This window comes from Amycolatopsis sp. NPDC005961 (genome assembly GCF_040629235.1).
GTDB lineage: Bacteria > Actinomycetota > Actinomycetes > Mycobacteriales > Pseudonocardiaceae > Amycolatopsis > Amycolatopsis camponoti.
Genome location: NZ_JBEXVF010000032.1, coordinates 42,550 through 64,205, shown reverse-complemented (window position 1 = coordinate 64,205; position 21,656 = coordinate 42,550). Strand labels below are relative to the sequence as shown.

Annotated in this window: 24 protein-coding genes; 9 read left to right on the top strand and 15 right to left on the bottom strand. The window is 72.1% G+C overall.

Going from position 1 to position 21,656, the window contains the following annotated elements; all coding sequences use genetic code 11:
* Positions 1 to 16: 16 nt before the first annotated feature.
* The 4 genes from ABZ342_RS26610 to cmdF all read left to right on the top strand — a co-directional run bounded on the left by ABZ342_RS26610 (position 17) and on the right by cmdF (position 7,256).
* Positions 17 to 1,363 (top strand): condensation domain-containing protein, encoded by a 1,347-nt coding sequence (locus ABZ342_RS26610; RefSeq protein WP_360478204.1) that lies wholly within the window; start codon positions 17 to 19, stop codon positions 1,361 to 1,363.
* A 22-nt stretch (positions 1,364 to 1,385) separates the two neighbouring features.
* On the top strand, positions 1,386 to 2,225 hold the full coding sequence (locus ABZ342_RS26605) for a methyltransferase domain-containing protein (RefSeq protein ID WP_360478201.1): 840 nt from the start codon (positions 1,386 to 1,388) through the stop codon (positions 2,223 to 2,225).
* 145 nt (positions 2,226 to 2,370) lie between these two features.
* Positions 2,371 to 5,646: an AMP-binding protein gene (locus ABZ342_RS26600; RefSeq protein ID WP_360478198.1), complete on the top strand. Its 3,276-nt coding sequence runs from the start codon at positions 2,371 to 2,373 to the stop codon at positions 5,644 to 5,646.
* A gap of 5 nt (positions 5,647 to 5,651) precedes the next feature.
* Positions 5,652 to 7,256, top strand: a complete 1,605-nt coding sequence (gene cmdF, locus ABZ342_RS26595; protein ID WP_360478195.1) for a tyrosine 2,3-aminomutase — start codon at positions 5,652 to 5,654, stop codon at positions 7,254 to 7,256.
* Here cmdF and ABZ342_RS26590 read toward each other — a convergent pair.
* The 10 genes from ABZ342_RS26590 to ABZ342_RS26545 form a co-directional block, all read right to left on the bottom strand.
* Positions 7,163 to 7,834 carry a cytochrome P450 gene (locus tag ABZ342_RS26590; RefSeq protein ID WP_360478283.1) on the bottom strand — a complete coding sequence of 224 codons (672 nt, stop codon included), beginning with the start codon at positions 7,832 to 7,834 and terminating at the stop codon, positions 7,163 to 7,165. The two genes, cmdF and ABZ342_RS26590, sit on opposite strands and share 94 nt — an antisense overlap.
* Complete coding sequence (locus ABZ342_RS26585; RefSeq protein ID WP_360478192.1) at positions 7,834 to 8,232, bottom strand: hypothetical protein; 399 nt, start codon at positions 8,230 to 8,232, stop codon at positions 7,834 to 7,836. The genes ABZ342_RS26590 and ABZ342_RS26585 overlap by 1 nt, the downstream gene beginning before the upstream one ends.
* Positions 8,232 to 8,687: a hypothetical protein gene (locus tag ABZ342_RS26580; protein WP_360478189.1), complete on the bottom strand. Its 456-nt coding sequence runs from the start codon at positions 8,685 to 8,687 to the stop codon at positions 8,232 to 8,234. Before ABZ342_RS26580 ends, ABZ342_RS26585 begins: the two co-directional genes overlap by 1 nt.
* A gap of 13 nt (positions 8,688 to 8,700) precedes the next feature.
* Entirely contained in the window at positions 8,701 to 9,159 is a 459-nt protein-coding gene (locus ABZ342_RS26575; protein WP_360478186.1) for an SRPBCC family protein, read from the bottom strand.
* A gap of 100 nt (positions 9,160 to 9,259) precedes the next feature.
* Positions 9,260 to 10,294: a 3-deoxy-7-phosphoheptulonate synthase gene (aroF, locus tag ABZ342_RS26570; RefSeq protein ID WP_360478183.1), complete on the bottom strand. Its 1,035-nt coding sequence runs from the start codon at positions 10,292 to 10,294 to the stop codon at positions 9,260 to 9,262.
* 128 nt (positions 10,295 to 10,422) lie between these two features.
* Positions 10,423 to 10,974, bottom strand: a complete 552-nt coding sequence (locus ABZ342_RS26565; RefSeq protein WP_360478180.1) for a peroxidase-related enzyme — start codon at positions 10,972 to 10,974, stop codon at positions 10,423 to 10,425.
* Positions 10,946 to 11,392 (bottom strand): DUF6187 family protein, encoded by a 447-nt coding sequence (locus ABZ342_RS26560; RefSeq protein ID WP_360478177.1) that lies wholly within the window; start codon positions 11,390 to 11,392, stop codon positions 10,946 to 10,948. The genes ABZ342_RS26565 and ABZ342_RS26560 overlap by 29 nt, the downstream gene beginning before the upstream one ends.
* A complete protein-coding gene (locus tag ABZ342_RS26555) occupies positions 11,385 to 12,692 on the bottom strand; it encodes an NAD(P)-binding protein (RefSeq protein WP_360478174.1) in 1,308 nt (435 codons plus the stop codon). Before ABZ342_RS26555 ends, ABZ342_RS26560 begins: the two co-directional genes overlap by 8 nt.
* A gap of 15 nt (positions 12,693 to 12,707) precedes the next feature.
* Positions 12,708 to 13,193 (bottom strand): DUF6423 family protein, encoded by a 486-nt coding sequence (locus tag ABZ342_RS26550; protein WP_360478171.1) that lies wholly within the window; start codon positions 13,191 to 13,193, stop codon positions 12,708 to 12,710.
* A gap of 220 nt (positions 13,194 to 13,413) precedes the next feature.
* Positions 13,414 to 13,836 carry a DUF6235 family protein gene (locus ABZ342_RS26545; RefSeq protein ID WP_360478168.1) on the bottom strand — a complete coding sequence of 141 codons (423 nt, stop codon included), beginning with the start codon at positions 13,834 to 13,836 and terminating at the stop codon, positions 13,414 to 13,416.
* 179 nt (positions 13,837 to 14,015) lie between these two features.
* Here ABZ342_RS26545 and ABZ342_RS26540 point away from each other — a divergent pair, with 179 nt between their 5' ends.
* The 5 genes from ABZ342_RS26540 to ABZ342_RS26520 all read left to right on the top strand — a co-directional run bounded on the left by ABZ342_RS26540 (position 14,016) and on the right by ABZ342_RS26520 (position 18,194).
* Entirely contained in the window at positions 14,016 to 14,267 is a 252-nt protein-coding gene (locus ABZ342_RS26540; protein ID WP_360478165.1) for a hypothetical protein, read from the top strand.
* A 150-nt stretch (positions 14,268 to 14,417) separates the two neighbouring features.
* Positions 14,418 to 14,558 (top strand): hypothetical protein, encoded by a 141-nt coding sequence (locus ABZ342_RS26535; protein WP_360478162.1) that lies wholly within the window; start codon positions 14,418 to 14,420, stop codon positions 14,556 to 14,558.
* Positions 14,555 to 15,934 (top strand): cytochrome P450, encoded by a 1,380-nt coding sequence (locus tag ABZ342_RS26530; RefSeq protein WP_360478159.1) that lies wholly within the window; start codon positions 14,555 to 14,557, stop codon positions 15,932 to 15,934. The genes ABZ342_RS26535 and ABZ342_RS26530 overlap by 4 nt, the downstream gene beginning before the upstream one ends.
* A gap of 35 nt (positions 15,935 to 15,969) precedes the next feature.
* Positions 15,970 to 17,163, top strand: a complete 1,194-nt coding sequence (locus ABZ342_RS26525) for a class I SAM-dependent methyltransferase (protein ID WP_360478156.1) — start codon at positions 15,970 to 15,972, stop codon at positions 17,161 to 17,163.
* An 11-nt stretch (positions 17,164 to 17,174) separates the two neighbouring features.
* On the top strand, positions 17,175 to 18,194 hold the full coding sequence (locus ABZ342_RS26520; RefSeq protein ID WP_360478153.1) for a carboxymuconolactone decarboxylase family protein: 1,020 nt from the start codon (positions 17,175 to 17,177) through the stop codon (positions 18,192 to 18,194).
* 265 nt (positions 18,195 to 18,459) lie between these two features.
* Here the strand turns inward: ABZ342_RS26520 and ABZ342_RS26515 are convergent, their stop codons facing one another.
* From ABZ342_RS26515 to ABZ342_RS26495, 5 genes are all read right to left on the bottom strand, one after another.
* Positions 18,460 to 18,651 (bottom strand): acyl-CoA carboxylase subunit epsilon, encoded by a 192-nt coding sequence (locus tag ABZ342_RS26515; RefSeq protein ID WP_360478150.1) that lies wholly within the window; start codon positions 18,649 to 18,651, stop codon positions 18,460 to 18,462.
* A gap of 12 nt (positions 18,652 to 18,663) precedes the next feature.
* Complete coding sequence (locus ABZ342_RS26510; RefSeq protein ID WP_360478146.1) at positions 18,664 to 20,373, bottom strand: acyl-CoA carboxylase subunit beta; 1,710 nt, start codon at positions 20,371 to 20,373, stop codon at positions 18,664 to 18,666.
* Positions 20,370 to 20,558, bottom strand: coding sequence for a DUF6222 family protein (locus tag ABZ342_RS26505; RefSeq protein WP_360478143.1), 189 nt, complete (start codon positions 20,556 to 20,558; stop codon positions 20,370 to 20,372). The genes ABZ342_RS26510 and ABZ342_RS26505 overlap by 4 nt, the downstream gene beginning before the upstream one ends.
* Before the next feature lie 67 nt (positions 20,559 to 20,625).
* Positions 20,626 to 21,201: a flavin reductase family protein gene (locus ABZ342_RS26500; RefSeq protein ID WP_360478140.1), complete on the bottom strand. Its 576-nt coding sequence runs from the start codon at positions 21,199 to 21,201 to the stop codon at positions 20,626 to 20,628.
* Position 21,202: 1 nt separating this feature from the next.
* Complete coding sequence (locus ABZ342_RS26495; RefSeq protein ID WP_360478137.1) at positions 21,203 to 21,655, bottom strand: acyl-CoA thioesterase; 453 nt, start codon at positions 21,653 to 21,655, stop codon at positions 21,203 to 21,205.
* Position 21,656 lies beyond the last annotated feature (1 nt).

The window sequence follows — 21,656 nt, the reverse complement described above, 5'->3', positions numbered from 1 at the left end:
ACCGAACGGTGGAGCGATGACAGACGAGTCGGCGGGCGCGGGGCGGATCCCGCTTTCGGTCAACCAGGAATTCATGTGCATGTTCGACAAGGGGGACGACGAGGGCCCCTTCGGCCCCCGCTACCACATCGTGTACGGCTGGCGCGTCCGTGGCGCGGTCGACCTCCGCCTGCTGCAGGGCGCGCTGGACGACGTGGTCGCCCGCAACGAGGTGCTGCGCACCGAGGTGGTCCGGGACGCTGAGCCCAAGCACCAGCGGATCCACGAACCCAGCTCGCCGGAGCTGGTCGTCCGCGACCTCACCGGCATCGCGCGGGACAACCGGGACCGGGCCGCCGAGGAACTGCTGATCGAGATCGAGGCCGACGAGTACAGCATCCGGGAGCTGCCGCTGCTGCGCGCCGTGCTCGGCCGGTTCGACGACCACGACTCGGTGCTCGCCCTCATCGCGCACCACACGGTCGCCGACGGCTGGTCGATGCAGCTGATCATCAAGGAGCTCGCGGAGTGCTACGCGGCCAGGAGCGAGCACCGCGCACCCGACCTTGCGGAGGTCAGGCAGTACCAGGAATACACGCGCTGGGAGTCGACCACCACGACCGACGAGGCACTGGCCAAGCCGAGCGAGTTCTGGCTGGACAAGCTCGCCGACGCCCAGATCACCGCGGTCCCCACCGACTTCCGTCGCTCCGACAACCTGCCGAAGAACACCTCGGTGGAGCGCTACCTGGTCGCCCCGGACGTGACGGCCGCGACGCTCGAGCTGGCGCGGTCGATGCGCAGCTCGCCGTTCATGGTGTTGCTGGCCGCGTACCAGGTGCTGCTGCAGGAGATCACCGGGAACGACGACATCACCGTCACCACGATCATGTCGGGCCGGGGCCGGCCCCGGTTCGAGGAGACGATCGGCTCGTTCTTCAATCTCGTTCCGCTTCGGACGGACCTGACCGGCTGCGGCAGCTTCCGCGAGGTCGTCGAGCGGACGCGCAAAACCTGCATCGGCGCGCTCACGCGGCAGATCCCCTTCCTCCGGCTCCTGTCGGACGCGCCGGAGCTCGGTGCGCCCTACGCCGCCGACGACGCCGCGGTGGTCGCGTTCCAGGTCTTCCAGTTCCCGTTCGTGATGGCCGCCCAGCGGGTCGGCGATCTGGAGTACTCCGAGATCCGCAAGCGCCTGCTGCCCGCCGCGGTGAGCACGGACATCCCAGACGGTGCTTTGTGGACACTCGACATCGACCCGGCCGGCAACGAGATGATCGGCCAGATGCAGTTCAACAGCAACCTTTTCGAAGCGAGCACGGTGCGGGACATGGTGTCGCGGTTCCAGCAGGTGCTGAAGAAGTCAGTGTTGTCCCCGGACTAGACGGAAGCGTTTGAGGTGCCGAATGACCGCAATGGGTGACGATGCCGCCGAAGCGGCCGAGATCGGCAAGCACTATGACGAGCGTTCTCCCATCGGCGACGAGTTCCGCGATGGCCAGCTGCACATGTGGTACTTCTACGACCGCGAGGACAGTGCCCCGCTGGCCGAGGCGGTCGGCCGGATCACCAGGAAGGTCACCGACACGCTCGGGCTGCGGCCCGGCGAGTCGGTGCTCGACGCCGGTTGCGGCCCCGGCACGACGGCGATCGGCATGGCCGAACGGTTCGGCGCACGGGTCACCGGTGTCACCGTCAGCCGGTTCGAGGTCGAGCGGGCCACCGAACGCGCGCTGGCGAGCGAGGCCGGCGACCTGGTGACCTTCGAGTACGGCGACTTCATGGCGCTGGAGTACCCGGCGGGCACGTTCGACGCCGTGCTCGCGCTCGAGTCGCTGCAGAACGCGCCGAACCTGGCCCAGGTGATCGGGGAGCTCTACCGGGTGCTGCGGCCGGGCGGGCGGCTGTCGTTCTCGGACTTCAGCGCCGGCGCGCCCGGCCCGCCGGACCGGTTGGCGAAGTTCATGGAGACGCTGCGGCTGAGCAGGCTGCCGAGTCTCGAGGAGTGGTGCGAGCACCTGCGTGCCGCCGGGTTCCAGATCGAGGAGTTCACCCAGTGCGGACCCCGGGTGCTCGGCCGCAAGGCGAAGTACATCGAGGCCGCGCTGGCCCGCCGCCAGGAGATCGCCGCCAAGTTCGGCGAGGCGGCGCTCACCGAGTTCGCCGAGCAGCACCACGGCTTCTTCGCTCCCCGCAAGGATCAGGTCGGCTACGTGATCATCGCCGCTCGCAAGCCCTATCGCTGAGCGGCACGACTCGCGCAACGGCACAAGAACACCCCGAGCCGAATTAGTCCGATGTAGATGGTCGGCCGGTCCTGAACAGGGACTGGCCGACCTTTCTCCTTGTACTGCAGGAGACACGTGCGCTCATCGCGGCGCATGACAGGAGATGCGGCGGCGAACCGGCGAGTGTGATTCTGGATCGCAGGGCAAGCGCGGACCCATGCTCCGCGCCGCGATCGCCGCAGCCAGCAGACGAAACGGAGGCCGGGTGAGGAAAATGGCGCTCGACTCGAACGTTTCCCTTTCCACCACCTCACCCGCACAAGACGACTGGTGGTATCTGTCGCAAGTGGACGGATACACGCCCGCGATCCGGTTCGCCCACCAGGTCACCGGCCCGCTCGACCTCGAGGCCCTGCGAGACGCGTGGCGCGTCCTCGCGGACCGGCACGAAGCACTGCGCACGACGCTGATCGCACCCGACGGCGTTCCGCTGCGGCGGATCAGCGCCGAGGCGGCCTCCGCACTGCGCGTCGTGGCCGGCACGGAGCCGGGCGCCGCGGGGCTGGACGACGGGGTGCGGCTCGACACCGGGCCACCCGTACGGCTCACCGCCGTCGCGGCCGGTCCCGGCGAGCACCTGCTGGTGCTGGCCGCTCAGCGCGCCGTCGTGGACCACGGGTCCGCGGCCATCCTGCTCACCGAGCTGTCCGAGTGCTACAACGCGATCGTCGCGGGCCGGCGGCCGGCACTGCCCCCGCTGCCCGCCGAACAGTACACGGACTTCGCGCGATGGCAACGAGACCGCGTCGAGGCACCGGAAGCGCGCCGCGCACTCGACTGGTGGACCTCCGCGCTCACGCCGCCGCCTCCGCCGCTGAACCTGCCCACCGACCGGCCGGACCGGGACGGTCCCGCGGGCCCGGGCGGCGTCCTGGAGTTCGCGTGGGACGGTGTCGGCTCCGCGGTCTCCGCCCTCGCCGAGTCCGAGGACACCACGGACGACGTCGTGCTGCTCGCCGCGTTCCAGGTGTTGCTGCACCGGCTGAGCGGCGCGGCCCGGGTGTCGGTCGGCATGCCGGTCGACATCCGCAGGCCGGCCGATGCCGGGCAGGTCGGCGTGTTCGAGAACCTCGTCGTGCTCGGCGCCGACTTCGCGGACGGGCCGGCGTTCGGTGCGCACCTGCGCCGGGTCGCGGCCACCGCGCGCACCGCCCGTGCCAACGCGGACGTCCCGTTCGACCGGGTGGTGCGGGCGGTGTGCACCGATCGCGACCCACGCCGGACCCCCCTGGTGGACGCGGTGCTGGTGCCCGCGGCGCGGCCGCCGCTCCGCCTGGCCGGCACCGAGGTCCACGCCGTCGCGGTGGACCACACGACGGTCACGGCCGACCTCACGCTGACCGTCCACCGGGTCGGCGACGCCGTCACCGGTTCGCTCGCCTACCGCGCGAGCCTGTTCGGCCCGGACGCGGTCCGCCGGCTCCTCGACCAGCTCCACACGCTGCTCGCCGCCGCGCTCGACCGGCCGGACCGGCCGGTCGGCGACCTGCCGCTCGTGCCTCCGGCCCGGCTCCGCGCCGCCACCCGCGCCGCGGACCTGACCACCGGCGCGGGCTCCGAAACCATTGTGAGCGCACGAATACACGCGTTCGCCGAAGCGCACCCGGACGCACCGGCCGTCTCCCTGGGCGACGTGACGATGAGCTACGGCGAACTGGTCGCCGCCGCGGGCGCGGTCACCCGTGCGCTGCTGCGCCGTGGTCCCGTCGACGGCGCAGCGGTCGCGGTGCGGCTGCCCCAGGGAGCGCACCAGGTCGCGGCGCTGCTCGGGGTCGTCGACGCGGGCGCGCACCTGGTGTGCTTCGGCACCGGCGACGCGGGAGAGCGCGGCCGGGCCGTCCTCGCCGACTTGCGGCCGGTCTGCCTGCTCGTGCACGGCGACGCGGGAGACGACGACCTCGCCGGGTGGTTCCGCGACGACCTGGGTGGCCGGGTGCTGGACACCGGCGATCTCGGCGAACCCGGTGCGGTGGTCCCCGTGCGCGCCCGGCCGGACGCACGCGCCTACGTCGCCTACACCTCCGGCTCGACGGGCCGGCCCAAGGGGATTCCCACCACCCACGCGAGCCTCGCGCAGTTCGTGGGCTGGTTCGCCGGCGAGTTCGGCATCGGTCCGGGTTCCCGGCTCGCGCAGTGGGCCGCCGCCGGCTACGACGCCGCCCTCGTCGAGACCTTCGCCGCGCTGACCGCGGGTGCGACGCTGTGCCTGGTACCCGACCGGATCAGGGCGCACCCGGAGAAGATGGCCGGCTGGCTGGCCACCGAGCGGATCACGGCGTTCCAGACCGTGCCCACCTTCGCCAGGGAGATCCTCAAGGCCGTCGCGGCCGACGACGCGGCCGGCTCGCTCATTGCCGTCGACCACCTCCTGCTGGCCGGCGAGGCGCTGCCTGGCGAGCTCGCGAACGCGGCGCGCACGCTGCTGCCCGGGGCCCGATTGGTCAACCTCTACGGATCCACCGAGACGATCCTGGCGACCTGGCACGAGGTCACGGGCGAGACGGCGGGGGTCGTGCCGATCGGCCGGCCGATCCCGGGCCGGCAGGTCCTCGTGCTCGACGACCAGGACTCCCCGTGCCCGACCGGCGTCACCGGGCAGATCGTCGTCCTGAGCCCCTACGTCACGAGCGGGTACACCGGTGCGGCGGCAGGTGAGCGCGCGGCCTTCGAGCCGCCGACCGAGCCGGCGGCGCACGGCATCGCACCCGTCCGGTGTTACCGGACCGGTGACCTCGGCCGCCGCCGCTGGGACGGCTCGCTGGAGTTCCTGGGCCGGCAGGACCTGCAGGTGAAGTTCCAGGGCGTCCGCGTCGAGCTCACCGACCTCGAGACCGCGCTCGCCGGGTGCGAGTCCGTCGCCGAGTGCGCAGTCACCGCGGTCGCGGGCGCCGACGGGCTGGTGAGCCGCCTGGTCGCCCACGTCGTGCCCGCGCGGGACGAAACGGGCGCGGCGCTCGGCTCCGCCGGTGACTGGCGCGCCGCGCTGCGGGCGAGGTTCGGCCGGTCGAAGTACCCCCTGTCGTTCCACACTGTGCTCGGGCTGCCCCGCAACCTCGGCGGGAAGGTGGACCGCCGCCTGCTGCAGGCGCCCGCCACCGCGGCAGCGGCCGCCGGGACTCCTTGGTCCACAGTGGACAACGCGCTCGCCGCGGTCTGGTCCGGCGTGCTCGGCGCCGCACCGGCGGGCGCGGACGAGAACTTCTTCACCGTCGGCGGTCACTCGCTGCTCGTGCCCGTCCTGCTCAGCCGGATTCGCGAGCGGGTGGGCATCGAGGTGCCGGTGCGGGAGTTCCTCGCCGACCCCACGATCGCGGGCCTTTCGGCCCGGTCCGGCTCGCCGAGCGGAGTACAACCAGTTCCCGAAACCAGGATTGGGTGAGAAGCGTGGCCCCTGTTGACAGCACGACGCCTTCGCTGGAGTTCGACGGCTACAAACTCGACATCGCAGGCATCCGGCGGGTAGCGGAGGACCGGGCGCCGGTGAAGGTGGCGCCCTCCGCCCTGGACCGGGCCGCGCGCAGCCGGGTGATGTTCGAGGACACGGTCCGGGACGGCGTCCCCGTCTACGGCGTCACGACCGGCTACGGCGAAATGATCTACATGCTGGTCGACGTGTCCAAGGAGACCGAGCTGCAGACGAACCTGGTCCGCAGCCACAGCGCGGGCGTCGGCCCGATCTTCGCCGAGGACGAGGCCCGCGCGATCCTGGCCGCCCGGCTCAACGCGCTGGCCAAGGGCTACTCCGCGGTGCGGCCCGAGCTGCTCGAGCGGCTCGCGCTCTACCTCAACCTCGGGATCGTCCCGGCCATCCCGGAGATCGGCTCGCTGGGCGCCAGCGGCGACCTCGGCCCGCTCGCGCACATCGCGTCCACGGTCATCGGCGAGGGCTACGTGCTCGGCGGCGGTGGCAAGACCAGCACCGGCCCGGTCCTGGCCGGCCACGGCATCACCCCGCTCGACCTGAAGTTCAAGGAGGGCCTGGCGCTGATCAACGGCACCTCCGCGATGACCGGCCTCGGCGCGCTCGTGGTCGGCCGCGCGCTGGACCAGGTGCGCCAGGCGGAGCTGGTCACCGCGCTGGTCGTCGAGACGATGCAGGGCTCCACCAGCCCGTTCCAGGCCGAGGGCCACGACATCGCCCGCCCGCACCGCGGCCAGATCGACACCGCGGCCAACATGCGGGAACTGATGCGCGGCAGCGCACTCGCGGTCGACCACGCCGACCTGCGCCGCCAGGCCGCGGAGCAGCAGACCGGCGGGGACGTCTCGCGCACCGACGTCTACCTGCAGAAGGCCTACACGCTGCGCGCGATCCCCCAGGTCGTCGGTGCGGTGCGCAACACCCTCTACCACGCGGCGGAGACGATCGAGACCGAGCTCAACTCCTCGAACGACAACCCGCTCTTCTTCGAGGGCAAGGAAATCTTCCACGGCGCGAACTTCCACGGCCAGCCGGTCGCGTTCGTGCTGGACTTCGTCACGATCGCCCTCACCCAGCTCGGCGTGTTCTCCGAGCGCCGCACCAACCGGTTGCTCAACCGGTACCTGTCCGGCCTGCCCGAGTTCCTCGTCGCCACCGACCCGGGCCTCAACTGCGGGTTCGCGGGCGCGCAGTACCCGGCCACCGCGCTGGTCGCGGAGAACCGGACCATCGGCCCGGCCAGCACCCAGAGCGTTCCGTCCAACGGTGACAACCAGGACGTGGTCAGCATGGGCCTGATCGCCGGCCGCAACGCGCGCCGGGTGCTGTCGAACAACACCTACATTCTCGCGGTCGAGTTCCTGGCCGCGGCGCAGGCGGTCGACGTGTCCGGGCGCCTCGCGGGGCTCAGCCCGGCTTCGCGGCTGACCTACGACAAGATCCGCTCGCTGGTGCCGACGCTGGAGCAGGACCGCTACATGGCCGACGACATCGAGCGGGTGGCCGCGGCCATCGGCAAGGGTGAGTTCCTGTCCGCCCTCGACGGCACCGGCGTCCAGCTGCGGTGAGTTCCCTGGCCGATCGTCCGCGCCGCCACGGGGCGGCGTAGACGATCGGCGCGGACGCGGAAGCCCGCCACCAGCCGGGCGGCGCGTAGGCGAACCCGAAGGCAACCGGTCCCGCACCCCGGCTGGAGTGCGGGACCGGTTGTCTGTGCGAAACCGATGTTCCCGACGGTGGCGCCCGTCGCCCCGGTGCCCCGGCAGGGCAGCCGCAGCCGCGCATCAGCTGAAGCGCAGCGGGAGCGTGTTCGGCCCGTGGATGCCGCTCGGGGGCGCCAGGTGAAGGGGCCGTCGACGGCCGGCGGGCCCAGCCGGGTGGCGAGGGCCGGCAGGGCCTCGGCCAGTTCGGCCTTGGCCAGGGCGACGCCGAGGCAGTGGTGTGGTCCGGCGCCGAACTGCAAGAGCGGGGCCTCGCGGGCGATCGTGATGTCGAACGCCGCGCCGTCGCGGAAGGCGCGTGGGTCGCGCTGGGCGGCCGTCACGCACATGGTCAAGAAGGTGCCCTCGGTGATGGGCAGGTCCTGGTATTGGAAGTCCTCCGCGGCGAACCGGTGGATCGTCGGCGAGGACGGCAGCCAGCGCATCACTTCGGTGACGGCCTGGTCCGCCAGTTCGGGCCGGCTGCCCAGCAGGCGCCACTGCTCCGGGTGGCCGGCGAACGCGACCATCGCGTTCGCGAGCTGGTGACGAGTCGTGTCGTGTGCGGTGAACACCATGGTGACATAAGGTTGCGCACCTCGTCCGGGCTGATCAGCGGGTCGTCCCGCCGGGCGGCGACCAGCGCGGACAGCAGATCGCCCTCCGGCGCGGTCCGGCGCCGGACCATCAGCGAGTCGATGTACCCGTTCAGCCCGACCAGCGCGGACTCGACGCGCGCCACGACGTCGCCGCCGTGCGCGAGGCTGAACACCAGGCCGATGTCCGAAGTCCAGGTGTGGAACACACCGTGGTCCTCCGGCGGTACACCGAGCATCTCGCTCATCACCCGAGCGGCAGCGGGTTGGCGAAGTCCTCGATGAACTCGCACTCCCCCCTCGAAGCCAGGCGCTCGGCGAGCTGCCGCGCACCGGTCCGGATGAACGGCCGCAGCCCGGCGATCACCTTCGGCGTGAACGCCTTGCTCACCCGGCCGCGCAGGCGGCGGTGGTGCGCCCCGTCGCGGTTCATGATCATCGGGACGAACCAGTCGTGGATCGGCCCGCCGGTGATGCCGTTCATCTCCATGAAACGCATGCCGTTGTGGTCGAGCCGCTGATCGCGCAGCAACGCGTGCGCCTCGGCGTAGCGCAGGACGAGCAGGCCGACCGGGCTCTCCGCGTACCAGTTCCTTGCCTGGGCCTCGGCCACCTCCGGTGCGCCGAAGCCGAACCCGGGTGCGGCGACGTCCAGGAAGGGAAAGCCGCCGGACGGCGAACCGCGGTCCACTGTGGTCGGCATGCTCGTGCCCCGCTCAGGCGAAGTAGTCCCGCACGACGCTGATCTGGTTCTCCATCATGGTCATCAGCGCCCCCACGATCTCCGGCGCGGCGTCGTCGGTGACCATGAACTCCCGGCGGTACTCCAGGAAGCTGCGGCCGGGGTCGTTGGTCACCGGGAAGACGCGGTAGGTGGCGACGTAGTCGTAGAGGCACAGCACCGGCGCCACCGTGCGGTAGGTGAGGGACCGGTCCACCTCGTTGCGGCCGACGACCTCCTGCTGCACGAGACCCTGGTTCTGCAGCATCGTGAACTCGTAGCGCGCCGGCACCCGGTCCGGTGTCCCGCCCTCGACCCACTGCAGGTTTCCCACTGTGTCCCCGAACAGGATCTTCACCACTTTCAGGACGTCGCGGACCTCGGTCCACACCGCGTCCGGCTCGGCGTCGAGCAGGGTGGTCTGGTACATCGTGTGCTTCGGCTTGATCGGCACGGCATCTCCGCGGGGATCGAGGGAAACTGTCATCACAAGTTGGCCGGTTTTCCTTCCGGCGCGGAACATTCGAGCGTGCGGACCTGAGGACGGCGGTTTCTCAACCGGCCAGCAGCCGCCGGTTCCACCACGTCGGCGGCTTCCGGCCGAGGACCGCGGCGAGGTCCTCCAGGGAGCGCTGCAGGACGCTCAGGTCGTCGGCGACCAGCGCTTGGGGGCCGTCGCACCGGGCCTCTTCGGGGTGCGGGTGGACGTCGACGAGCACGCCGTCGGCGCCCACCGCGACCGCCGCGCGCGAGAGCGGCAGCACGAGGTCGCGCCGCCCGCCGGAATGGGACGGGTCGATCATCACCGGCAGGTGAGAAAGCTGCTGAACCACGGGCACGGCGGAAATGTCGAGCGTGTTGCGGGTGGCGGTTTCGAACGTACGGATCCCCCGTTCGCACAGCACGATGTCGAGGTTGCCGCGCTGGGCGATGTACTCGGCCGCCATCAGCCACTCCTCGATGGTGGCGCTCATGCCCCGCTTGAGCAGTACCGGTTTGCCCGCCTCGCCCACGGCCTGCAGCAACCCGAAGTTCTGCATGTTCCGCGTGCCGATCTGGAGCATGTCCGCGTAGTGGGCGACCATTTCGACGTCGTGCGCCGCGACCACCTCGGTGACCACCGGCAGACCGGTCTCGGCCCGGACGTCGGCCAGGATCTTCAGGCCGAGTTCGCCGAGCCCCTGGAAGGCGTAGGGAGACGAGCGCGGCTTGAACGCGCCGCCGCGCAGCAGCGTCGCGCCCGCGGCCTGCGCCATCCGCGCCGCCTCCAGGGTCTGCTCCGGCGTCTCCACCGCGCACGGGCCGGCGATCAGGGTGACGGTGTCCGGGCCGATCGGGACGCCGCGGACGTGCACCGTGGACCGTTCGCGGTGGTGTTCCAGGCTGACCAGCTTGTACTTGGCGGAGATCCGGGTGACGCTGCGCACCCCCCGCATCCCGCCGAGGTTGAGGGCTTCGAACCGGTCGACCTCGCCGACCAGCCCGATGACCATCCGGCTCACCCCGCGGCTGACGAAGGCTTGGCCGCCCGCCGCCGCGACCCGGTCGACGACCGCTTCGACGTCTCCGGCCGTGGCATCGACAGCCATGACGATGACCATGATTTCTGCACCCTCCAGCGCTACGGCCGCCGCCGGCGGGCGCCGGCGGCGGGTCTGCTGCTGGATCGAGCATCCAACCGGGCGGGGGATGCCAGCGTCTCCACGGGTGCGGCGGTTCAGTGCTCCGTGGGGAGGAGCTTCGCCAAGCCCGCGTACCCGATCTCGCGCAGCCGCAGGCCGGACGTCATCGCGTAGGCGTCGTCGGCACGCAGGCCGATGCCCTCCACCACGCGGTTCATGAAGTTGAACAGCGCGCACACCTGGATCGCGTCGTGGAGGGCCCGGTCGTCCCAGCCCGCGGCGAACACGGCGTCGGCGTCCGCGTCGGTCATCCGGGACGGCGTCCGGGTCAGCTTGCCGACGTAGGCCAGCACCGGCCGGAACTTCTCGTCGACCGGCGCGGCCTCGAGGTCGCGCACCGCGGCGGCGAGCAGCCCTTCGGGAACGCCGAACGCCTCCGCGGTGATCGTGTGGATCCCGTGGCAGTAGCCGCAGCTGTTCACCCCCGACACGTACGCCGCGATCAGCTCGCGCTCGCCGGGGGTGAACGGCGACTCGGCCCGCATCACCTGCTCGTGCAGGTCCAGCAGCGGCCGCGCCGGGCCGGGGTAGGCCTCGAAGACGTGCAGCAGGCGCGTTTCAGCGGGCAGGGACTTCAGGTACGACATCGGGCTCCCCGTCTCCGCCCGCCAGCCGGTCGACTTCCCCGCGACGCAGCGAACAGGCGGTCAAGTAGGCGACCGAGGCCGGGCCGGCCTCGGGAACGGCAGTGGCGACGCGTCCGGCGGCCTCGACCCACGCTCCCCGCAGCGCGGCGGGGGACGACGTCCCCGGCAGGGGGCCGATGGCGTCCCGGACCGCGCGCCAGCGCGCGCACCCGGCCGCGACCAAGCCTGGCAACCCGAACCCGGCCACGCCGTGGCGGACCTGGTCGACCGCCTGCGTCACCAGGCCCGGGTCGTCGGCGAGCCGGGCGAACCCGACCCCGGCCAGCAGGCGCTCCGCGTCGAGGCCGAGCAGGATGACGCCCACCTCGGTCGACCCGGGGTCGTCGATCCCGGGGAGGGCGAACCGGGTGTCAGACACCGGCCACCACCGGGACGCGTTCGTGGCGCAGACCGTGCGCGACGGCCGCGGCCACCCGCGCGGTCGCCACGCGGTGACCGTCGATGTTGCGCGCGGCCGGGCCGAGCATCAGCGCGGCCGCCGCGCCGACCACCGAGACCCGGGGGGCGTGGGTGTAGCGGAGCGTCCGCTCGTCCAGGTCCGGCCAGCCGTCCTGCTCCCCCACCAGGTCCGGGGGCAGCAACCCGGCGCCGCTCGACGGGGTCGTCCCGAGGGCCAGCACGGCGGTGTCCGCCTCGACCAGGCGGCCGCTTTCCAGCCGGCAGACCACGCCCTCGCCGATCTCCTTCACAGACTCGCCGCGGTGCACGACCAGCCGCCCGTCGGCCTCGGCCCGCTCCAGCAGCGGCCGGAACTCGAACATGATGGACGCGCGTCGGTGGCGGCGCATCAGCTCCAGCCGGCCGGCCCGGTCGACGCCGTCGAAGCGGGCCCGGCCCTCCGGGCGGAAGAAGGACGCGTTGACGTCGGCGCACTGGTAGCGCTCGCCGGGCTCCCGGACCACCCAGTGCACCTGACGGCCCGCCTCGAGCGCGCCGGTGATCAGGTGTGCCGCGGTGAGCCCGGCTCCGACCACGATCTGGCGCCCGGCGCCGCCGGCCACCGGTTCGTCCCAATAGGACACTCCGGGGGGCGGAGTTCCGCCGCCCCACCAGGCTTCCGGCGCGCCGCGGCGCTCTTCGCCGAGGCAGAGCACGGCGTGCTGCGCGGTCACGGTGAACCGGTTCGCGCGCACCGTCACCGCGTCGGCGGTCGGCAGCACTTCGCGCACCGACGCCTGCCACGTGTTCTCCGCGACGTGGTGGCTGGTCACCAGGTGGTCGCAGTAGGCCTCGAAGACGTCGACCGGGACGACCGAGCGGTGCCCGGCCTGCGCCATCCGGATCTCGCGCCGCTCGGTGCGCGTCAGCCGCGACCAGTGCAGCCGGGCGAAGTCCAGCAGCTCGCAGTCGCGGTACCCCTCGACCCCGGGGTGGTGCTCGTACGGCGAGCGCAGCACCCGCTGCCCGAGGCGGTCGATCCGGTCGAAGAACCGCCCGCAGGGGCGGCCGGTCCGGTCGAGCACCACGACGTCGCGGACGCCGTGGTGCCACAGGGCGGAAGCCACCGCGAGCCCGGCCGGGCCGGCCCCGACGATGACGACGTCGGCGGAGTTCCCCGGGGCCGCGCCGGGGCCCGCGGAGGCCGGTGCGGCCAGGCGCGGCCAGTCACGGCCGCGGGGCGACTCGAGCAGGTGCGGCTCGGGCACGAACTTGATCACGACGCCCCGCCGGGCTCAGTCGACGACGGAGATCGGCACGATCAGCTCGATCACCGGCCGCTGCTGCATCCCGTCGCTGACCAGCTGCTCCAGCGTCGCCTGCGACTGCTCGGCGCTGTCGGTGGCGATCGGGCTGTAGCGCGAGTAGAAGTACCCCGGCTTGCGGCCGCTCGTCTCCATCGAATACATCTTGAGCACGGACTCGCCCGGGCGCACCTCACCGTCGTAGAAGGTGAGCCGCCGCTGGTCCGGCGTCATGAAGCTCTTGGCGAACTGCGGGGACATCACCGCGCTGCCGGGGTCGTCGACGAACGTCGAATCCTCGTCCAGCACCGCCTGCATGGCCACCCAGGTCCGGTCGGTGAGGTTCGTTTCGGCCTTGATGACCTGCCAGCGGCCGGCGTCCGGCAGGGTGACGTTGACCGCGACGTCGTGATCGGTCGTGTCGATCGCACCGGTGATCATCAACACGCGGCGGCCGAGATCGGCCACGCCGGTCATCTGAATGTCGCGGGCTCGTACGCGGCCGGATACGTCCAACCCCGGCAATTCCGGTGACGACATGGTGCAGCCTCCTATGTTGAAGACCCCAGTTATGCGGGCTGACCAGCGAATGCAAAAAGGCTTTCACATGCCGCGAGAGACGTCAAGGTGAGGAATACACGGTCGACGGTCCGTGCCCGGCACGACCTCGTCGGACGCCCGCGCTAACCCGTTCGGACTAAGCACCTTCGGAGCTGCTCGGCTCCTCGCGGCCCGGCGTGGTGGTCCCGGCCGAGTCGCCGCAGTCGTCGTCGGGTGCGCCGAGGTAGCGGATCTCGAACGACGAATCGGCGCGCCGCAGCAGTACTTTCAGAACCAGGTTCGGTTTTACCGCGACAATGAAATTGCTCCGGTCCCGCGGATCGCCGAAAATGTCGTAGATCAGGAAAGCGGAACCGTCTCCGACCGCGAACAATGCTTCGTACATGACGTTCCGCTCGGCCTGTGACGCCGAATCGGCCCACGCTTCGAGCAACTCGGATCCGTCGGTGAGCTGGAGGCGCATCGCCATCAGCCGGGCCTCCCCATCAGACTTGGCGTCGGGCACCCGGGACGGGTCGCGGGCCTGGTCCGCGCCGCGCTCGGTGACACCCCGGCCCACACAGCCTCCAGTCTGACCGGACGCGGCCGCGGCGGCATCTCCGACCGTGCGGCCCGCCGAACCGCAAAGGTTGCGCAGTGCACAAGACGTCCCACCGAAGCCGTGCGGTGTGCACTGACCGGACCGGAGTTCCGCACACCGCCCACTGCCGGCAGCAGCGTCCGCGCTGGAGGTGCCCCATGCCCGAGAAGCCCGCCCCGCACCCGCAGTCCGCGGCCGGCGCGGCCGCCCGCCAGCGCACCTGCGCGGCGTGCGGCGCCCGGTTCGCCCCCGACGAGCGGACCGGGCTCGAAGTGCTGATCGACGGCGAAATCCGCTACGTCGCCGTGCATTCCGGCCACACCACCCACGCCTCGGCCCGGGACCGGTTGGCCCTCTCGCGGCTGCCCGGCCCGGTCGCGGCGGCGCCGACGCGCGGAACGGCCGCCTGAACCGCGACGGCACTGCGCACTGCGGGAGACGTGGGTGGCGGGCGTCGGTGCGAACGTGGAAGGGCCGGCCGGGAGACGAGTGCCCGCCATTCGAGCCGGTTTTCCGTCCGCCGCCCGCGGTTTCCGTCGCTCGCGCCGAAAGGAAGCACCATGACCACGACCGAGGTGTCGGCTGCCGACCACACGGCCGTCACAGCGCTCACCCAGCGGCTCGTCGCGGCCCGGGTGCACCAGGTCGCCGGGACGCCGATCGGCCTGCCGGTCCCCGCCGCGATCACCTCCGCCGCATGACCGGCGCCATCCGCCGCGTCCCCCCGGGACCCCCGCGCCGGGCGGCACCGGGGATCCTGCGCAAGCTGCGGGCGGACCGGCTGGGCCTGATGAGCGAAGCGGTCCGCGAGTACGGCGACGCGGTCCGGGTGGCGATCGGCCCGAAGACGCTCTACATCTTCAACCACCCGGACCACGCCAAGCACGTGCTCGCGGACAACGCGGCCAACTACCACAAGGGCATCGGCTACACCGAGGCCAAACGCGCGCTGGGCGACGGGCTGCTGACGTCGGAGGGCGCGCTGTGGAAGGAACAGCGGCGCACCATCCAGCCGGTGTTCCAGCACAAGCGGATCGCCGCGCAGGCCGACGTCATCGTCGACGAGGCGCTCGAGCTCGTCGAGCGGCTCCGGGTGCACCGGGACACCGGCCGGCCGGTGGACGTGCTGACCGAGGTCACCGCCCTCACGCTGGGGGTGCTGGGCAGCACGCTGCTGGACACCGACCTCGGCGAGTTCGACGGTGTCGAGCACTCCTTCGAGGCCGTCCAGGACCAGGCCATGTTCGAGATGGAGACCCTGGGCCTGGTGCCGCGGTGGCTGCCGCTGAAGGGGCAGCGGGCGTTCCGCTCGGCACGCGACCACCTCCAGGAGGTCGTCGGCGTCCTCGTCGAGCAGCGCAAGGCCCAGCCGTCCGCGGCCGGCGACGACGTGCTGACCCGGCTCATCGCCTCCACCGCCCAGGAGAGCGACAAGCGGGTCGCCGACCGCCGCATGCGCGACGAGCTGGTGACGCTCCTGCTGGCCGGGCACGAGACCACGGCGAGCACCGTCGGCTGGACGCTGGACCACGTGAGCAGGCACCCGGAGGTCCGGGAGCGCCTGCACGCGGAGGCGGTGGCGGTCTACGGCGACCGCCGCCCGGAGTACGCGGACCTGACCCGGTTGCGGTACACGCACATGGTGCTGCAGGAGGCCATGCGGCTGAACCCGCCGGTGTGGATCCTGCCGCGCCGGGCGCTGGCCGACGACGAAGTCGGCGGCTACCACGTGCCGGCCGGCGCCGAGGTGCTGATCTGCCCGTACACCCTGCACCGGCACCCGCGGTACTGGCCGGAGCCGGAGCGGTTCGACCCGGACCGGTTCGACCCGGACAAGCCGGCGGACCGCCCGCGGTACGCCCACATCCCGTTCGGCGCCGGGCCCCGGTTCTGCGTCGGCAACCACCTGGGGCTGATGGAGGCCACCTTCATCATCTCGACGCTGCTGCGCGAGCTGCACTTCGACTCCGTGCCCGGCCGGGCGCCGGTACCGGAGCCGATGATGTCGCTGCGCCTCGGCGGCGGCCTCCCGCTGACCGTCCGCTCGTTCCCGGAGGCCGGCCGTTCCGCGGCCTGACCCCCCGTCCGACGTCGCGAAAGTGAGTGAAGTACATGAGTGACCAGGCGGAGCACCCCTACGGCCGTCCCGAAGAGCACCCGAAGGTCGCGGACTTCGCGAAGCTGCGCGCCGCGATCGCCGACGAACGCGTCCGCGAGCACTTCCCGTACCGGTTCCTGGCGGCCAACGAAACGTTCGGCCGCCTGGTCGACGCGACGGCGTACCGCATCCTCGCGTCGATCGGCGCCTTGCCGTCCGCCGACGGGATTTCGGTCCAGCTGGCCAAGCAGGAGCTGTCGATCCCGTGGCGCCGGACGATCCCGCTGCACTTCCTCTACGAGAAGCTGTCGGACTCGGGCATCCTCGCCCGCGCCGGCGGCCGGTTCGTCCCCGGCCCGGTGGCCGTCCCGGTGTGGGACGACGTCGCGGCCGAGCTCGCCGCGCGCGAGCCGGGGGCCGCCGTCGCCACCGAGATCCTGCAGACCCTGATCGACGAGGCGAAGAAGTTCTTCGCCGGCGAGGCGACCGGCGACGAGATCCTCTTCGCGCCGCAGCAGCTTCCGTTGTGGCTGAAGTACTTCTCGAACGACAACCTGCTGTACTCGATCAACAACAAGGTGGGCGCGGAAGCGCTGTCCCGCCTGGTGCCCGCGGGCGGGATCGAGATCCTGGAGATCGGCGGCGGCTGCGGCAGCGGCGCCGCGGAGGTGCTGCGCACGCTCGGGACCGACGTCAAGCGCTACCGGTTCACCGAGGTCGCCGAGACGTTCGCCCGGCACGGCGAGAAGGCGGCGGCCGCGGCCGCTTCCCCGACGACCACGGTCGAATCGGCCCGCATCGACATGACCCTGCCCTGGGAAGCGCAGGGCGTCGAGCCCGGCACGTTCGACGCGGTGTACGCGGTCAACTGCTTCCACGTGGCGCCCGACCTCGACTTCGTCGTCGCCGAGGCGGCGAAGGCGCTGAAGCCGGGCGGGGCGGTCGTCGTGTCCGAGTGCGTGCGTCCGACGAAGCTCGCCCGGCCCATCCACGCCGAGATCATCTTCGACTTCCTGGACAGCTTCACCGACGTCATCACCGACCCGGTGAAGCGGCCGACGCACGGCTTCCTGACGCCGGCGGCCTGGCGCGCCACGTTCGAGGCGGCCGGGCTCGCCGACGTGGCGGTGCTCCCGGACGTGGACGCCATCGCCGAGGACTACCCCGACTTCGTCGTGGGCGCCGTCGTCGCCCGCGCGGCGCGATAAGGAGCCCCGCGATGGTCGCCGCACTGGTCCGCTTCGCCGTACGCCGCTCGCTGCGGGACACCCGGTACGTCCGCGTCGTGCCAAGGCGCCGGGCCGCGGGCCTGGTCGCCGAGGTGTACCGGCAGGTGGAGCGCGACTTCGGCATGCTCGCCCCGCCGGTCGCGCTGCACTCGGCGGCGCCGGAGGCGATGGCCGCCGCGTGGTCGGTCCTGCGGGAAACCCTGCTGGCGCAGGGCGTGGCCGACCGCGCCGCCAAGGAGGCGGTGGCCACCGGCGTTTCGGTGGCGAACAGCTGTCCCTACTGCGTGGACGTGCACGGCATGACGCTCGCCGCGATCCCGGCGGCCGAGGACACTGCAATACTGGAGAACTGGGCGCGTGCGTCCGCGACGGGAGCGGCGGACGCCCCGCCGTTCCCTCCGGAGCAGGCGCCCGAGCTGGTCGGCGTGGCCGTGGCTTTCCAGTACTACAACCGCATGGTGAACGTGTTCCTGCAAGAGTCGCCGTTCCCCTCACACGTGCCGGAATCGGCCAAACCGCAGGCCCGCCGAGTGCTCGGCGGCGTCCTGCGGCCGCCGTCCGGTCCGGGCCCCCGGGCGGGCGACTCGCTGGAGCTGCTGCCGGACGCACCCCTGCCGGCGGACCTGGGCTGGGCGCGTCCGAGCGCGGTCGTGGCCGGCGCGTTCGCCCGGGCGTACGCCGCGACGGAGGCCGCCGGCGCCCGGTCGGTACCGGCGGCCGTCCGCGCGTTGCTGCACGACCGTCTGTCCACATGGGACGGCCAGGCACCGGGCCTCAGCCGGGCGTGGCTCGAGGAGGCGGTGGCCGGGCTGGCCGAGGCGGACCGCCCGGCCGGCCGCCTGGCGTTGGCGATCGCGCTGGCGTCCTACCAGGTGGACGAGGGCTTGGTCGAAGCTTTCCGCACCACCGCCCCGGGCGACGACGCGCTGATCGAGCTGGCGGCCTGGGCGAGCATGGCCGCAGCCCGCCGGGTGAGCACCTGGCTGACCGTCAGCCTCGACCCCGCCTGACCAGCACAAGCGAACCCCCAAGCAAACCCGACCGGACGAGTATCGAGAACCACAGCGGCGCGGATGACCAGCCGCCGCCCGGAAGCGCACAGCAGGAACACGAGACCCCAGTCCCCCCGCATCCCCGATCCGAAGCCGGAACACGGCCGGCGGCAGGTTGTCAGGGCACGCTTCCCGCCTTGACAACCTGCCGCCGGCCGTAGTCACAGTCAGGCTTCGGGGTGGCGGGAACCCCGCCGACCTTTCAGCTACCCGAAAGGGCGATTCACCGCGGCAGAGCCGAGCGCCGCCAGGCGCCGGGCCCGTTCCCCCAGGACTCACCGGCCCACCCCGAACGCCCGACCGGCGGCGGACTTTCCGCGGGGGCCACCGCGAGCCGGGCGAGCACCGCCACCAGCGCCGCCAGGCTCGCCTCGTCCGCGTTGCCACGCACAACGAGAACCAGCTCGTCAGCCACCGCGGACCCCCATCAGATAGGCAGGTTGCCGTGTTTGCGGGCGGGTCCGGGCTTGCGCTTGTCCTGCAGCATCGCCAGCCCCCGCGCGATCGCCGCGCGGGTGTCGGCCGGATCGATGATGTCGTCGACCAGGCCACGCTCGGCGGCGTACTGCGGGTTGAGGTATTCCTCGGTGTACTCGGCGACGAGCCGGGCGCGCAGGGCGACCGGGTCCGCCGCGGCCGCGAGGTCCCGCCGGTGCAGCACGTTCACCGCGCCCTCGGCCCCCATCACCGCGATCTCGTTCGTCGGCCAGGCCAGGGAAAGGTCGCACCCGATGGACCGCGAGTCCATCACGATGTACGCGCCGCCGTACGCCTTCCGCAGGATCACCTGGATCCGCGGCACCGTCGCTTCGCAGTAGGCGTGGAGCAGCTGCGCGCCCTGCCGGATGATGCCCCCGCGCTCCTGCTCGACACCCGGCAGGAACCCCGGAACGTCGACCAGGCTGACGAGCGGGATGCCGAAAGCGTCGCAGAACCGCACGAACCGGGCGGCCTTCTGCGACGCCGGCCCGTCGAGCACCCCGGCGAACACCACCGGCTGGTTGCCGACGAGCCCGACCACCCGGCCGTCGACGCGCGCGAGCGCGCAGAGCACGTTGCGGGCCCAGCCCGCGTGCAGCTCGAAGAACTCCTCGTCGTCAGCGACCTCGGCGAACACGTCCCGCATGTCGTACGGCTGGTTCGGCTCGGCCGGGACGATGCCCGCCAGCTTCGGCCGGTAGTCCTCCACCGCACCGGTGGGGGCGGTCGCCGGCGGCGGCTCGAGGTAGTTCGACGGCAGCAGGGAAACCAGGTGCCGCACGTCGGCGAGGCACTCCTGCTCGTCGTCGTGCACGACGGTGGCGACGCCGGAATGCGACCCGTGGACGTCGGCCCCGCCGAGTTCCTCGTGGCTGACGCGCCGCCCGGTCACGGCTTCGACGACGTCGGGACCGGTCAGGTACATCCGCGCCGTGTCGCGCACCATGAACGTGAAGTCCGCCAGCGCCGGCGAGTAGGCGGCGCCCCCGGCGCACGGCCCGAGGATCACGCTGATCTGCGGGACGACGCCGGAGGCGTCGACCTGGCGGCGGAAGATCCCGCCGTACCCGTCGAGCGCGAGCACGCCCTCCTGGATGCGCGCGCCCCCGCTGTCGTTCAGGCCGATCACCGGTGCGCCGGTCGCGACCGCGAGGTCGAGCACCTTCTGGATCTTCGCCGCGTGCGCCTCCCCCAAGGACCCGCCGAAGAGCGTGAAGTCCTGGGCGTAGACGAACACGCGGCGGCCGTCGATGGTGCCGGAGCCGGTGACGACCCCGTCGGTGTGCGGCCGGTTCCCGGCGGCCCCCGGCCCGGTGGCCCGGTGCCGCCGGTACGGCTCGAGCTCCAGGAACGAGTCTTCGTCCAGCAGCAACTCGAGCCGTTCCCGGGCGGTGAGCTTGCCCAGCGAATGCTGGCGCCGCACCGCGTCGAGCTTCCCGTCGGCGATGTGCCTGCGCAGCTCACGCCGCCGCTGCCGCAGCAACGGCATGCCGGGCGGCGGCGCGGGCACGGCGTCGGCGGCCGTGGCGAGCGCGATCACCTGGGCGTCACCGGTTTCGCTCCGGCCCAGGCGGCGCCCGGCGCGGAGCTCGGCCGGCACGGGCACGACGTCCGTCTCGTCCGCGCGCTGGGCACCGCTGCTGGAGGGACCGCTCACGCGGCATCCCTCATCCGCTCTTCCCGGTCGCGCTCGATCTCGGCGACGACGTCCGACCACACGATGCCCCGGCCGAGCCGCGGCATCGGGTGGGTGACGACGACCTCGTCCGGAGTGTTCGCCACGGGGACGAACCGCACGGGTGCCGCATCGGGCTCCGGACGCCTTGCTTCACTGGCGGTCACGGGCAGACCTCCTCCGTCAACCCGGCCCCGGCTCGTTCCGGGACCGGCATCCTCCTGTGCGACGTCTTCACGCCGCCCGGGCCCGGGCGTCCACGTCGTGGTAGCCCCCGCCGTAGAAGACGAGCGCCTGCTCACCGGTCCCGGAGTTGGCCGCGACCACCCGGCCGAGGAAGATCGAGTGGTCACCGCCCTGGATCACCTGGGCCACTTCGCACTCGAGCCAGGCCAGCGCCCCGGTGAGCAGCGGCGCGCCGGTCCGCGCGCCGAGGGTGCAGTTCACCGCGTCGAACTGGGCCATCCCGTCCGGCCGGCGCCAGTCGGCGAAGTACTTCGACAGGCCCTGCTGATCGGACGCGAGGATGTTCACCGCGAACGAGCCCGCAGCGACGATCGAGGCGTGCATCCGGGCCGCCTTCGACACGCAGCAGAGCACGAGCGGCGGGTCCAGCGACACCGACGTGAACGCGTTCGCCGTCATGGCGTGGGCGCCTTCCCCGCCGACGGTGAGGATCGTGACGCCGGTCGCGAACCGCGCCATCACCTGCCGCAGGGCCGGCTGCGGCGACAGTTCCCGCCGGGCCGCCGACTTCGGCAGCCGCTTCAGCGGCCGTCGCTCGACGGAGTTTCCTCCTGCCTGGGCCACTTCACGCTCCCTTGCCGTTGAGCGCCGAAACCACGGTGTACGGCTTCAGCGCCTCCAGCAGCGCCTCCGGCACCCGGGACGGCACGGTCGCGTTGTTCGGCCCGCGCATGCACGCGATCCGCTGCCGCCCGCGGGCCACCAGCCGCTCGCCGTCCGGGTGCAGGTGCACGTAGTCGAACGTGAACTGCAGCTGGGTCTGGGTCAGCTCCTCCAGGCGCATCCGGATGGACAGCTGGTCGAACCCGGTGATCTCGGCGAAGAACTCGCACTCCACCCGGAGGGTGTAGAGCTTGAGGTCTTCGCGGATCTCCGCCAGGACCGCCGGAGCCTTCTCCAGCAGGAACATCTCGCGGCAGCGGCCCTGCCACCGGACGTAGTTGACGTAGTAGACGTTGCCCACCATGTTGGTCTCTTCGAAGCCGACCGTGTGGCGGATCTCGTAGTAGTCGGTCATC

Coding starts and splice junctions, on each gene's coding strand:
- ABZ342_RS26565 (WP_360478180.1), bottom strand. CDS start 10,974: ATGTCGTACCTGAAGTCCCTGCCCGCTGAAACGCGCCTGCTGCACGTC.
- ABZ342_RS26530 (WP_360478159.1), top strand. CDS start 14,555: ATGACCGGCGCCATCCGCCGCGTCCCCCCGGGACCCCCGCGCCGGGCG.
- ABZ342_RS26540 (WP_360478165.1), top strand. CDS start 14,016: ATGCCCGAGAAGCCCGCCCCGCACCCGCAGTCCGCGGCCGGCGCGGCC.
- ABZ342_RS26535 (WP_360478162.1), top strand. CDS start 14,418: ATGACCACGACCGAGGTGTCGGCTGCCGACCACACGGCCGTCACAGCG.
- ABZ342_RS26495 (WP_360478137.1), bottom strand. CDS start 21,655: ATGACCGACTACTACGAGATCCGCCACACGGTCGGCTTCGAAGAGACC.
- ABZ342_RS26550 (WP_360478171.1), bottom strand. CDS start 13,193: ATGACCGGCGTGGCCGATCTCGGCCGCCGCGTGTTGATGATCACCGGT.
- ABZ342_RS26610 (WP_360478204.1), top strand. CDS start 17: ATGACAGACGAGTCGGCGGGCGCGGGGCGGATCCCGCTTTCGGTCAAC.
- ABZ342_RS26580 (WP_360478189.1), bottom strand. CDS start 8,687: ATGCCGACCACAGTGGACCGCGGTTCGCCGTCCGGCGGCTTTCCCTTC.
- ABZ342_RS26605 (WP_360478201.1), top strand. CDS start 1,386: ATGACCGCAATGGGTGACGATGCCGCCGAAGCGGCCGAGATCGGCAAG.
- ABZ342_RS26520 (WP_360478153.1), top strand. CDS start 17,175: ATGGTCGCCGCACTGGTCCGCTTCGCCGTACGCCGCTCGCTGCGGGAC.
- ABZ342_RS26590 (WP_360478283.1), bottom strand. CDS start 7,834: ATGCGCTGGCTGCCGTCCTCGCCGACGATCCACCGGTTCGCCGCGGAG.
- aroF (WP_360478183.1), bottom strand. CDS start 10,294: ATGGCTGTCGATGCCACGGCCGGAGACGTCGAAGCGGTCGTCGACCGG.
- ABZ342_RS26600 (WP_360478198.1), top strand. CDS start 2,371: ATGCGGCGGCGAACCGGCGAGTGTGATTCTGGATCGCAGGGCAAGCGC.
- ABZ342_RS26525 (WP_360478156.1), top strand. CDS start 15,970: ATGAGTGACCAGGCGGAGCACCCCTACGGCCGTCCCGAAGAGCACCCG.
- ABZ342_RS26585 (WP_360478192.1), bottom strand. CDS start 8,232: ATGAGCGAGATGCTCGGTGTACCGCCGGAGGACCACGGTGTGTTCCAC.